At 69.6% G+C, this 12,745-nt stretch carries 7 protein-coding genes and 2 pseudogenes; 3 read left to right on the top strand and 6 right to left on the bottom strand.

All coding sequences use genetic code 11. The features are described 5' to 3' along the window. Positions 1-35: 35 nt before the first annotated feature. A pseudogene (locus P2Q00_RS44720) lies at positions 36-857 on the top strand (alkaline phosphatase family protein); the annotation flags it as partial. Between the two features lie 48 nt (positions 858-905). Further along, a complete protein-coding gene (locus tag P2Q00_RS44715; protein WP_275780655.1) occupies positions 906-1,538 on the top strand; it encodes a GNAT family N-acetyltransferase in 633 nt (210 codons plus the stop codon). A gap of 24 nt (positions 1,539-1,562) precedes the next feature. Here the strand turns inward: P2Q00_RS44715 and P2Q00_RS44710 are convergent, their stop codons facing one another. The 6 genes and pseudogenes from P2Q00_RS44710 to P2Q00_RS44685 all read right to left on the bottom strand — a co-directional run bounded on the left by P2Q00_RS44710 (position 1,563) and on the right by P2Q00_RS44685 (position 10,111). Further along, positions 1,563-3,293: a dolichyl-phosphate-mannose--protein mannosyltransferase gene (locus P2Q00_RS44710; protein WP_275780545.1), complete on the bottom strand. Its 1,731-nt coding sequence runs from the start codon at positions 3,291-3,293 to the stop codon at positions 1,563-1,565. A 210-nt stretch (positions 3,294-3,503) separates the two neighbouring features. Continuing rightward, positions 3,504-3,710 carry a hypothetical protein gene (locus tag P2Q00_RS44705; RefSeq protein ID WP_275780544.1) on the bottom strand — a complete coding sequence of 69 codons (207 nt, stop codon included), beginning with the start codon at positions 3,708-3,710 and terminating at the stop codon, positions 3,504-3,506. A 108-nt stretch (positions 3,711-3,818) separates the two neighbouring features. Continuing rightward, complete coding sequence (locus P2Q00_RS44700; RefSeq protein WP_275780543.1) at positions 3,819-6,236, bottom strand: GH92 family glycosyl hydrolase; 2,418 nt, start codon at positions 6,234-6,236, stop codon at positions 3,819-3,821. A 209-nt stretch (positions 6,237-6,445) separates the two neighbouring features. Continuing rightward, positions 6,446-7,273: pseudogene (locus tag P2Q00_RS44695) on the bottom strand (ThuA domain-containing protein); the annotation flags it as partial. Between the two features lie 20 nt (positions 7,274-7,293). Further along, positions 7,294-9,063: a pectate lyase-like domain-containing protein gene (locus tag P2Q00_RS44690; RefSeq protein WP_275780541.1), complete on the bottom strand. Its 1,770-nt coding sequence runs from the start codon at positions 9,061-9,063 to the stop codon at positions 7,294-7,296. Between the two features lie 64 nt (positions 9,064-9,127). Beyond that, positions 9,128-10,111 carry a chitinase gene (locus tag P2Q00_RS44685; protein ID WP_425579645.1) on the bottom strand — a complete coding sequence of 328 codons (984 nt, stop codon included), beginning with the start codon at positions 10,109-10,111 and terminating at the stop codon, positions 9,128-9,130. 470 nt (positions 10,112-10,581) lie between these two features. Here P2Q00_RS44685 and P2Q00_RS44680 point away from each other — a divergent pair, with 470 nt between their 5' ends. Beyond that, positions 10,582-12,696: a DUF1996 domain-containing protein gene (locus P2Q00_RS44680; RefSeq protein WP_425579644.1), complete on the top strand. Its 2,115-nt coding sequence runs from the start codon at positions 10,582-10,584 to the stop codon at positions 12,694-12,696. Positions 12,697-12,745 lie beyond the last annotated feature (49 nt).

Raw genomic sequence — 12,745 nt, 5'->3', positions numbered from 1 at the left:
GTTTCCCAACGCCGGGCAATGTCCATGTAGCCGAGTTGACACGTCGTAGATTCCTGGGTTCCGCCGCGGGCGCGCTGGGCGGCGCCGCGGCCCTCTCCCTCCTCCCGCCGAGCGTCCGGAAGGCCGTCGCAACCGGGCCGCCGAAGAACGGCTCGCTGGGCGGCATCGAGCACGTCGGCCGTGAATCCGAAGGGCTATCTGCTGCCCTTCCACCTCGACACCCACAAGTCGAGCGCACAGGCCATCCCGTCCACCAGCCATGCCTGGTCCGTGCAGCACCGGGCCTGGAACGGCGGCAGGATGGACCAGTGGCTGCCGACTCACCGCAAGGCCGACGGCGCCAACGGCCCCTATGCGATGGGTCACTACACGCGCAAGGACATACCGTTAACGACCGGCTGCCGACGGTCAGTTGGATCATGCCGACCAGCTACCAGTCGGCGCACCCCGACTACCTGCCGGCCGCCGGCGCCGACTTCGTCGCCTCGAAGATCGAGGCCATCGCGTCCAACCCGAAGGTGTGGCGCAAGACCGCCTTCATCCTCAACTACGACGACAACGACGGCCTGTTCGACCACGTGGCGCCGCCGACCGCGCCGGCGGGGACGAAGGACGAGTACATCCAGGGGCTGCCGATCGGTGGCGGCTTCCGGGGGCCCGCCATCATCATCTCGCCCTGGACCATGGGCGGTTGGGTCGCCTCGGAGGCCTTCGACCACACCTCGGCTCTGCAGTTCCTGGACCGGTTCACCGGGGTCGAGGAGCCGAACGTCAGCGACTGGCGGCGCGAGACCTTCAGCGACTTCACGACGGCCTTCCGCTTCCGTGACGCCCGTGGGCCCGGACCGTCCGGTCCGGGCCCAAACCCCTTGTGGGAGCGCTCCCGCAAGGCGCAGGATGCCCGGATGACCTCGACTCCCGCCATCCGCCCCTACCGCTCCCAGGACCGCGAAGCCCTCGACGACATCTGCATCCGCACCGCGCACAACGGCCAGGACAGCCGCCCCGTCTACGCAGACCCCGGCATCTTCCCGGTGATCTTCGCGGCCCCGTACGTCCACCTGGAACCGGAGCTGGCCTTCGTCCTGGACGACGGGCAGGGCAGAGCGGCCGGCTACGTCCTCGGCACCGCGGACACGCCCCGCTTCGTCGAGGCCTTCCGTGCGAAGTGGCTGCCCCTGGTCGCGGACCGCTACCCGGAGCCCGCGGGCCCGCCCGACACCCCGGACGAGGCGATGATCCCCTTGCTGCACCACCCCGAGCGCATGATCGTCCCCGAGGTTGCCGCATACCCGGCCCATCTGCACATCGACCTGCTCCCCGCGTGGCAGGGCCGCGGACACGGCCGCGCGCTGATGCGCACCTTCCTGCGCGCCCTGCACGACCAGGGCGTCGCCGCCGTACACCTGTCCATGGTCACGGCCAACACTCCGGCCAGAGCCTTCTACGACCGCCTGGGCTTCCACGCGATCGAGGTGCCGGACCCCGGACCGGTCACCTATCTCGGGCGTACGACAGCGGAGTTGGAGATGTTGTGAGAGCCGGGCGCATCCGGCGGGGTCTCATATCCAGGTGTCCAGCCACATCCGGGAGTGCCAGTCGGTGTACGGGATGGTCTGGCCTGTGTACAGCGGGAAGAAGTAGATGAAGTTCCAGGCGATGAGCAGCACCAGTACGCCCGCGCTCACCGCACCGGTGAGCCGGCGTCGCTCGTTCGCCCCGGGCGGCCCCAGCATGGCGCCCACCATCATGGCCACGGCCAGGCACAGGTAGGGCACGAACGCGACGGCGTAGAAGGAGAAGATCGTGCGGTCCTGGTAGTTGAACCAGGGGAGGTATCCGGCGGCCACCGCGCACAGGACGGCGCCCGCGCGCCAGTCGCGGCGCAGGGCCCACCGGAACAGCAGATAGCCGACCGCGGCGCAGGCCGCCCACCACAGCAGCGGGGTGCCCAGGCCCAGGATCTCCTGCGAGCAGCCGGCGGCGGCGTGGCAGCCGTCCTGCCCCGCCGTCGGGGCCTGGTAGTAGAACGCCACCGGCCGCCCGTCGACCAGCCAGCTCCACGGGTTGGACTGGTAGCGGTGCGGGGTGTGGAGGCCGATGTTGAACTCGTAGACGGCGTGTTCGTAGTGCCACAGGCTGCGCAGCGGAGCGGGAATCCAGGACCAGGTGCCGCCGCGGCCGTCCGCCCAGTGCCGGCCGTAGCCCTTGTCGGACAGGAACCAGCCGCTCCAGGTCGCCAGGTATGTCAGCACGGCGACGGGGACCATGGAGAGCACCGACCAGCCGAGGTCCTTGCGCAGCATGGCCTGGTAGGGCCGGTAGGCGCCGGCCACGCGGCGGGAGCCGACGTCCCACAGGAGGGTCAGGGCCGTGAAGAAGACGAGGAAGTACAGGCCGTTCCATTTGCTCGCGGCGGCCAGGCCCAGGAAGACGCCGGCCGCGAGCCGCCACGGACGCAGGCCCATGCCGACGCGTTCGCCGGTGTGCTCGTCGGGGCGCGCGAAGCCGCCCTCCTCCACGGGCAGGGAGGCCGCCAGCCGGGCTCGCGCCCGGTCCCGGTCGACGAGCAGGCAGCCGAACGCGGCCAGCGCGAAGAACATGACCACGAGGTCGAGCAGTGCGGTACGGCTCATCACGAAGTGGAGGCCGTCCACCGTCATCAGCGCACCGGCGAGACAGCCCAGCAGCGTCGAACGGAACAGCCGGCGCCCTATTCGGCACAGCATGAGCACCGACAGGGTGCCCAGCAGCGCCGTCATGAACCGCCAGCCGAACGGGTCCAGGCCGAACAGGCTCTCGCCGAGGGCGATCACCCACTTGCCCATCGGCGGATGCGCGACGAAGCTGCCGGCGTCGGAGAGCGGGATGACCTGGGGGTGCGCCAGGATCTGTGGGTCGGCGACCTTGCGGTCCGGCCAGGTGCCTTCGTAGCCGAGCCGCAGCAGCGCCCAGGCGTCCTTGGCGTAGTACGTCTCGTCGAAGACGAGGGCCCGCGGCTGCCCGAGACGCCAGAACCGGAGCGCCCCGGCGACCAGGGCGACGAGGATCGGCCCCACCCAGCCCATGGATCTCGCGATGCGCCCGGCGAGCCGTGGGCCGATGCCCAGGAACTCCCAGACACGGGTGCCCGGCTCGGGGAAAGGCGGCACCAGACGGTCGCGGGTGTCGGTCCGGGAGGCCGGGGTGTACCCGAACCGGCGCAGGCGCTGTGTCCAGGAGGCGGCCTGGGGGTCCGCGGCCGGCCGGGCGTCTTCGTCGGCGCCGGCCCGTGTGGGGGTGTCACTCGTCACCGGTTCATCGTATTCATCGTTGGGAACAACAGTGCGGGCTCAGGATCATGGCGGGTACGAGGACGAAATCGCCACGGTGGATCCACCGGGCTTGCAGCCGGTGATCGGCTCACTCGGGTGTGGGAGTGTGCGCAGGGAGCAGCCCGGCGGCCTTGGCTGTCGGCCAAAGTCCCGGCTGGATCGGGTGGTTGAAGAAGTCGACGGTCTCGCTCACCTCCTCCGGTGCGAGCGCCCGTAGCCGTACACGGGCGCCGTGTCGTACAGCCGGATGCCCAGCCGCCACGCACGGTCGAGGACGGCGGAGCACTCCTGGTCGGAGACGGGCACGAACAGCCCGCCCGGTGATGCCGGGTCCAGACCGAGCCGACTGACGCACAGCCCGGTCCGTCCCGGCGGCACGAGGTCGTCGGCTCTCATCACTGCTCCCGGGCGGCCGTCGCCGTCACCGTCGGAGTACGACGGCCGCCCGTCAGCAGGTCCGGAGCTCGCGCCTTCGCAAACCCGGCCGTGCCCACCGGGTACGGCTCACTCGGGCAGCGTGCCGGGGTCCGTCGCCCACTGCGTGTTCGGCTGCTCCGTCAGCCGGAAGTCGAGCCTGCCGCCCGAGACGGTCGGGCCTGCCCCGGTCCAAGACTGCTGCAGGGCCCGCCCGTCGAGGCGTACGGAGTCGACGTAGATGTGCATGTCGTCGGCGTCCGGCGCGGTGATCACGAGGTCCTTGCGGCCGGGGCGGTCGATCACCGCGGACGGGAAGACCGGGGCGCCCAGCAGCAGTTTGGCGGTGCCCGGGGTCTGCGGGTAGATGCCGAGCGCGGAGAAGACGTACCAGGCGGACATGGTGCCCAGGTCGTCGTTGCCGGGCAGGCCCGACGGGCCGGTGCCGTACACGGTGTCGAGGATCTGCCGGACGGTCGCCTGGGTCTTCCAGGGCTGTCCGAGGGCGTTGTAGAGCCAAGGGGCGTGGATGCCGGGCTCGTTGGTCGGGTCGTAGCGCAGCGCGTCGCCGCCCCGCACCGACCACGAGCCGTCCGCCTTGTGGAAGAAGCCGTCCAGCCGGATGGCCGCCGCCTCGCGGCCGTCCATCGCGGCGGCGAGGCCCTGGACGTCCTGCGGCACCATCCAGGTGTACGTCGCGCTCGTGCCCTGCGCGAAGCCGAGATCGCTGCCCGGGTTGAAGGGGGTCACCCACGAACCGTCCAGCTTGCGCGCCTGGATGTATCCCGTTCCGGGGTCGAAGACGTTGCGCCAGTAGGCGCCCCGCTCGCTGAAGACCTTCGCCTCCGTGTCCCGGCCGAGCAGCTTCGCCCACTGGCCGAGCGCGGAGTCGGCGACGGCGTCCTCCAGGGTCTCGGCGGCCCCGCCCCAGCAGTGGCACACGTCCTGGGCGGCGTAGTGGGAGCTCAAGTACTGGGCCAGGTTGGGGCGTTGGCCCACGCACTGGCCGGGGCAGCCGGCGTCGGAGAGGCCGTCCGGGTTCGGCACGGTGGCCTGGTGGACGAGCGAGTCGAAGGCGCCCTGGTAGTCGAAGTTGCGCACGCCCATGGCGTAGAAGGTGGCCAGGGTCGTCGCCGACGGGTCGCCGGTCATCACGTGGGTGGCGCCGCTGATGTGCACCCAGCGGTCCCACACTCCGCCGTTCTGCTGCGCGAAGTTGTACAGGGACTGCGCGAAGTCGCCCGCGACCGTGGGCTTGAGAAGGGCGAGCAACTGGATCTGAGCCCGGTACTGGTCCCAGCCGGAGAAGTTGCTGTACTGCGCGCGCTGCCCGCGGGCCACTCGGTGGACGGCCTGGTCCATGCCCCAGTAGCGGCCGTCGGTGTCGCTGATCAGGTTGGGCTGCATGAGGGCGTGGTACAGCGCCGTGTAGAAGGTCTGGCGGCGCGCGGCGCTGCCGCCCTGCACACGGACGACGTCCAACTCGCGGTCCCAGGCCCGCGCCCCCGCCTCGGCGACCTGCCCGACGCTCGCGTGCGCCGGTATCTCCTGCCGGAGGTTGGCCTCGGCGCCCTTCTGGCTGACGTAGGAGATGCCGATCCGCATGTGGACATCGTTGTCAGAGCTTGTGTCGAAGCCGACCCAGCCGCCGGAGCCGCGCCCGGCCCGGTCCGCGCCCGTCGCATAGCCCTCGCCACCGGAGGCGGACGTCGAGCCGGGGGAGACGGCGGAGTCCTTCCAGGTGCCGGTCGAGGAGAAGGCCCGGTCGAAGGAGGCGCTGAAGTACAGCTTGTAGTAGCTCTTGCGGTTGTTGACACCGCCGTTGGCGCGGCGGCCGCAGAAGGCGCCGGTGAGCACCCAGCCCGTCACCCTGTGGTGCGCGGCGTCGATGTCGACGTGCGCGTCCTGGCTGCCGTTGAGCGAGTTGGAGACGCGGAAGAGCAGGCTGGCCGGGTGGTCGCTCGGGAAGGTGAAGTCGGCGACGCCCGCGCGCTTGCTGACGGCGAGGTCGGCCTTGGCGCCGGAGGCGAGGCCGAGGGTGTAGCGGCCCGGCGTCGCCTTCTCATCGGCGTGCGAGAAGTTCGCCGCGTAGACCGCGTCCTTGGTGTCCGCGGACGGAGACGAGGTCACGTCGCCGACGAACGGCATGATCGGTATGTCGCCCGCCGCGCCGGGGTTGCAGCCGGCGCCGTTGACATGGGTCAGGCTCAGACCGCGGATGCGGGTGGCGTTGTACTCGTAGCCGTTGGCCGCTCCGGTGCTCGTCTGGTCGCCGGTGGTGCTGGTGGGCGACCAGGCGATCATCCCGTACGGGAGGGTGGCGCCGGGGTAGGTGTTGCCGCCGTTGGTGGAGCCGATCAAGGGGTCGACGAGCGAGGAGGGACGCTCGGCGGTGGTGTCGGCCACCGCGGACGGGAAGGGGGCGGCCACCGCGAGGGCGGTGGTGGTGAGGACGGCCGCGGATCTGGCGCCGAATCGTCTTGCTGCGGGCGGTCGTTGAAGGCGCATGCGCGAGATCGCCTTTCGGTGACGGGACGAGGGACCGGAGCGCTTCCGGGCCGGGGCCAGGCTAGGTGGCCGTCCGGTGGAAGGGGAGCGTCGGCTGAGTCCCGGTGGTGAAGGCGTGGTTAACGGTGGTGCTGTCGAGCGGGCACGGAACAGGGCCCCGACCGCGCGGCGGTCGGGGCCCAACGCGCACCGGCTCAGGGGTGCGCGCTCGGTTGGACGCTCTGGGCACCACCCAGCCACTTCAGGCCGTCGAGCAGGAAGCGGTTCTGCGTCTCGCTCGCGAAGGTCGAGGACAGGGTGGTGTTGGTGTCGTAGTCCATCGCGTTGTGGCCGAAGTTGGCGTACAGCATCCGGTACTTCGTGTTGGTCCACAGGATCGGGTAGTAGCCGCTGTACCAGGACTGGTTGGGATCGGTGCCGAGCGGGAAGCTGCTCGGGTCGACCGAGGCGAGGATTTTGATATCGGGGTTCTGCCGCAGGTCGTTCGACCAGCTGTACCACTCGCTGACGGACGAGGTGAACGTGGCCGGCAGGTCGCGCGTGGCGGGATGGGTGCGGTCCTCCACGCGCAGCACCGCGGTGGTCGGCCCCCAGGTGTTGGACTCGAAGTTGCCACTGCCGAGGAACTGGTTGTGGTACCAGGACCAGTTCTGCGCGTCGGTGGTGAAGGCGGAGACGTGGAAGCCCATCCAGGCCCCGCCGCCCTTCATGTAGTTCTCGAAGCCGCTGCGTTGGGCAGCGCTCTGCGGCAGGTCGTCGAGGAACAGGACGACTTGGTAGCCCTTGACTCCGCCGTTCGCGAGCAGGTCCCAGTTGTTGCTGGCCGTGTAGGTGAAGCCGTTCTGTGCGGCCTGCTTCGGGAACCAGTCGTTGGCCTCGTGGACGAAGCTGATGTGGGCCGCGTCCCAGGTGCCGCTGTAGAGGGCGAGCACCTTGAACGGCTGGGCGTCCGCATGGGCGCTCGGCACGGACAGCCCCGTCAGCAGGATCGCCAGGAGCACGAGGATGCGCGCGGCGCCGGTTCTGATGGCATGCATCGGATCAACTCCTCGTCAGGTCAGGGGTAGTTGACGAGATTGGCGACGTTGGTGGACGAGTTGGACGGTCCGCCGCGGTCGTTGACGACGTGGCGGATCGTGCCCGTACCGCCGAGAGAGACGGTCACCATGTCGGTGAAGCGGATGTTCGGGTTGTCCGGCGCCTCGATGGCGTGCTCGGCCGTCACGCTCGGATTGGCGTTGAAGAAGCAGTAGCTGCCGAAGCCGTAGACCTGGTGGCTGGTCACGGAGTCCGCGACCTTGTAGGCCGCGTAGCCCTGCGTGCTGCCGTTCATCCAGGCCGCCTGGTCCGGCGGGTCGTAGGGCATCTCGTTCTGGTAGAAGTACGTGCGGCCGCCGTTGCCGTTCCAGATCGTCTGGTGCTTCTGGAAGTGCTCGACGAACAGGCCGTACATCGTCACGTCGTCGCCGTTGACCACAAGCCCCGTGTCCGCGGTGTTGGTGTTCCAGCCGACGCCGTCCCCGTGGTCGGCGCGCCAGATCCACAGGTGGTCGCCGATGACGTCGTTGCTGTTGACCGTGAGGCTCGTGGTGGCCTTGCCGACGCCCGCGCCGCCGATGCGGAAGAACACGTCGTGCAGCGAACTCGGGTCGGCGCCGTGGTCCGCCGACGAACCGCTCGGGCCCATCTCCAGCAGCTGAGAGGAGTTGGTGGTACCCGCGTCGATGAGCAGCCCGGCGAGCTGGACGCCGTCGACATCGGCGACGGTCATGGCGGTGATGCCGTTGTCCGGTACGAGGGTGGCGAGCCCGAGGCCCAGCACCACCGTGTCCGGCTTGGTGATCTTGAGGGTCTGGTCGAGGTGGTAGACGCCCGGAGTGATCAGCAGGTGCTTGCCCGCGGCCAGCGCCTCGTTCATCTGGGCGGCCGTGGCACCCGGCTTGACGATGAAGAAGTCGGACAGCGGGAGTGAAGTACCCGCCGGGGTGCCCGAACTCCAGCTCACACCACTGGAGTTGGTACGCGCCGCGGGCACGAACACCTTCCAGGCACCGTCGGAGTCGACGTAGAGGAACGGCTTCTCACGGGTGACCGGGCTCTTGTCGACCGTCGTGTACGGCGGGTTGGGGAAGCTGGTGGCGGGCACGCCCTGGCTGCCGACGAAGACCATGTTCCAGTTGGAGCCGGTCCAGCTGCCGAGCTGGGAGTTGCGGGTCAGCCACTGCTGCTGCGAACCCGAGCGGACCTGCCCGTCGACCTTCGTGTCGGCCATGTACCCGCCGCTGGACCAACCGCCGTCGTCCAGGGCGAGGTTGCCGCGCAGATGGATCCGGCGGTACGGCGCCGCCTGCGACACCGCCCAGCGGTCCGTGCCGGAGTTCGGGGTGACCGAGAGGTTCTCCGCCGAACGCCAGAAGTTCTGGGTGGCGTTGCCCTGGAACCAGTCGGCCTCCGCGTGCACCGCGCCTTTGATGTTCACGTCGTCGGGGGACAGGCCGAGACCGGCGACCTGCGTGTAGAAGCCCACGTTGGCGTCGGCGTCGTAGGTGCCCGGCTTGAAGAGGAACGCCTTGCGGGCGGCGCCGAACTGGTTGGTCTCCTGCTCCTTGAACGTGGCGTCGAGGCTGCTCTGGATCGTGTCGGCCGGGGTCGACGGGTCGAAGACGGTGACGTTCGGACCCAGGTCGGGGTCGGGCGCCGCCGCTTGGGCGCCCTGGGTGAGGTGCGGCAGGACGACGGCGGCACCGGAACCGGTGGCGGCGAGGAGGAAGGCGGTCAGCAGAATCCGTAGACGGCGACTGCCGGCGTGCTTCTTGGTTCTGGACACGGCTGTCTCTCTTGGTGGTGTGGGGGGTGTGGGGGGTGGCAACTGGGGGTGTCCGTGGGGGAGTTCAGCCGGTGTACTGCGCGAAGACGCTCGTGTACTCCCAGTCTGTCTGGTCGACGCCGGAGCAGCTGTCCGCGGGGCCGCCGCTGCAGGGGCGGTCGCGGTTGGCGGACCAGAACGTCAGGCGGGCCAGGTGGTGTTGCTGGGCGTACCCGAGGATCGTCTTGAAGTCGTCGACGGTGACGGTCTCGTTGTTGTCGGTGATGCCGTTCATCGACGAGATGCCCATGTCCCGGTAGGCCTGGTCGTCGCCGTAGCCGTAGGCGCTCTTCAGCGCGGACTTCAGGCCCTCGGCGGCCTGTTCGGTGAGGTCGCCCATGTTCTGGCCTGCGCCGCCGAAGTCGAACGGCATGATGGCCCAGGCGTCCACGGTCAGCCCGGAGGACGCAGCCCGGTTGATGAGGCTCGTGTCCGGGCCGCTCTGCCCGGTGCCGATGGTGATGTAAACCTTCAGACCTGCGTTGTTGGCCTTGATGGTCTTCAGCGCGTCCACGGTGCGCTGTTGCACGGTGGGATCGCTGTAGGCGTCGGCCTCGATGTCGATGTCGATCGCCTTGAGGCCGTAGGCGTCGATGACCTTCTGGTACGCCCCGGCCAGGTCGCCGGCGTTGGAACAGGAGCTCTCCAGCTTGTTGCCGCTGTAGCCGCCGAAGGACGGGATGACGTCACCGCCGTTGCCCCGGACGGTGTTGACGGTCTGCTGGTCGACGCCGCCGGTGAGCGGGCGGCTGCCGTCCCACTGGGGGTTGCAGTTGCCGTTGCTGAGGACGAAGGCGAGGGTGAACCACTTCACGCCGGTTGCGTCGGTGATGGTGCTGGGGTTGGGCGGGCTGCCCCAGCCGTTGTAGAGGTAGGGCGCCACGACCATCGGCGCGGGCTCTGCGGCACCGGCGGGGGAGGCGTTGAGGGTCGCGGCGGAGAGGGCGACGAGGGCTATGGCGAGGCCGCCGCGCAATGCGGCGGCGCGGGTGGGGGGTTGTGCGTTCATGAGTGGGGTCACGGCCTTTCGGCAGCAGCGGACGGTGGGGGGAGCAGCCCAAGAGAGTTCACGTGAGTGAACCTTGGGCGTGCCTGTGAAGCTGCGTGACCCGGAACCTAAAGGTCTGAACCAGACACGTCAAGAGATGAAGCAGATGTGACACGTGTCCTGATTCTCTGTTCAAGAAATGGCGGTTGCGGGGGCTCCACTGTCGGAGCTTGTTGTTGGTGAGCCGCCACCAGAGGGCTCCACCCCGTGTACCGCTCACGCGTCCCCGGCGGTCCAACGTCGAAGTTCTGCCCGGCCGCGTTCCCGCCGTGCCATGCTGCCCCGATTTGTGCCACGTGTGGGGATGTGGGGGCACGCGCTTACTGAGAGGTTCCTATGAATCTGTGGGGTGCTTGAACACGCGGGTGCCGCGGTCCGTATGTGGCGAGGGATTCTCATGCCCGACCGCCATGATCCGTAGGAGAACTCACGTGGGACGCAACACGCGCAGACGCCCAACAGGCCCGCGCCGCGCAACCTTTGCGGCATTCGCGCTGATGCTGGGCGGAGGCGGGCTGGTGGCGGCCAATGTCTACGCCTCTGCGACCGAAGGCGGTTCGGGCACGGACGGGGCGCAGACGCGCAGCGCCATGGCCGGCACGATCGAATGCCCCGACGTCGGCAGCAAGTTGACGCAGGTGCCGGACCAGGCGCGGGGGGACGTCGACAAGGAACTCGCCTCGCTGGACCAGCAGATAGCCGAGGCGTACCAGCGCCTGCAGGCGGCGACGCCGGAGCAACGCCAGGACAGCGGCTACACCGACGACACGGTCATGAATCCGCTGAAGGAGAAGCGCGCCGAGTCGCTCGACCGCATCGGCGGCGCCATCGAGCAGGCGGGCAGGCGTCCCGACGGCCTCGGCTCCATGGCGGACTGCTCGCTGCGCATGTGGAACGACCAGAACGGCGGCCAGGCCGCGGGCGGTGACTCCCAGAACGGCGGTCAGCAGGGGCAGGGAGACCAGCAGAACGGGGGAGACCAGCAGAACGGGGGCGGCCAGCAGAACGGCGGCGGTCAGCAGGGTGGCAACGGAGGCCAGGCCGGCAACGGTCCGGTGGCCGGGGACTACCAGGACATCAACACCGTCCAGCCCAACGCGCCGGCCCCGGACCTCAAGTCCTTCGCCTCCAGCGGCACTTTCACCACCAGCTGCGGCGTCAACGCCAACGGACTGCGCAACTCCGACAACGTGATCGTCGCCCCCGGCGTCACCAACGGCGCCCATCACTTCCACGACTACGTCGGCAACCAGTCCAACAACGCCTTCGCCAGCGACGACGACCTTGCCAAGGCCGACACCAGCTGCGAGAACCAGGGCGACAAGTCCACGTACTACTGGCCGGTGCTGCGTCTGCAGAACGGCAGCCAGGACAAGGACGCGAACTCACCGGGCGGCGGCATCGAGGGCAACGCCGGTCAGATCGTGACGCCGAAGCAGGTCACGATGACGTTCATCGGCAACCCGCACAGCCAGGTCACCGAGATGCCCCGCCTGCTGCGCATCATCACCGGCGACGCCAAGGCCTTCGTCAACGGCCCGGCCAACGCCAACGCCTCCTGGAGCTGCACCGGTTTCGAGGACCGGCAGCTCAAGGACAAGTACCCGCTGTGCCCGCAGGGCAGCGACGTGGTCCGCACGTTCAAGTTCCAGAGCTGCTGGGACGGCCGCAACATCGACAGCGCCAACCACCGCACCCACGTGGCCTTCGCCGACGCCTCCGGCAACTGCTCGAACGGCTTCAAGGCCATCCCGCAGCTGGTGCAGCGCATCGTCTACGACGTGAAGGCGCCGAGCCTGCAGGACGGCGGCCGTACGACCCCGTTGTTCGCGGTGGACTCCTTCCCCGAGCAGCTGCACAAGCCGGTCACCGACCACGGCGACTTCATCAACGTCTTCGACGAGGGCCTCATGAAGGAGGTCGTGTCCTGCATCAACGGCGGCCGTGAGTGCGGCGCGGGCACCGGCGAAGACCCGGGCTCGGACGGCGGAGCGACCCAGCAGCCGACCGAGAAGCCGACGGACCAGCCGACCGAGAAGCCGACCGAGAAGCCGACGGACCGGCCCACCGAGACGCCCACGGACCAGCCGACCGCTCAGCCCACCGAGGACCCCACCACGCCGCCCGCCGGTGACAACGGAGGGAACTCGGGCGACGGGTCCGGCAAGGGGAACTCCGGCGGCGGATCCGACGACCCGACCGCGCAGCCCACGACCGCCGCTCCGGGGACCGAACAGCCGGCGGACGACAACGCGCCCACGGTGTCCAGCACTACGGAACCCAGGGTCTATGCGTCGTCCAAGGCCTCCCGGAGCGCCGCTGCCGCCCCGGCGAAGGACGGCACCAGCGCGGGCAACGGCTCCGCCCAGCCGCAGGCCACAGGCGGGAGCGACCCTGCCGCCGCCGGTCAGACCGAACCGCAGGCGACCCAGGGCGGCGCCCTGGCCGAGACCGGCACGACCTTGTGGCCCGCCACGGCCGGCACCGTGCTGCTGATCGCAGGGCTGTTCCTGCTCACCCGTACGCGGCGCCGCTACCTGCGATGACACCCGGGGGCGGCCCGCCCCCCCCCGGCCGGCCCCCCCCCCCGCCTGG

It is taken from the genome of Streptomyces coacervatus (genome assembly GCF_029223485.1).
In the GTDB taxonomy this organism is placed as follows: domain Bacteria; phylum Actinomycetota; class Actinomycetes; order Streptomycetales; family Streptomycetaceae; genus Streptomyces; species Streptomyces coacervatus.
This window is presented reverse-complemented; position numbering and strand designations above follow the sequence as displayed.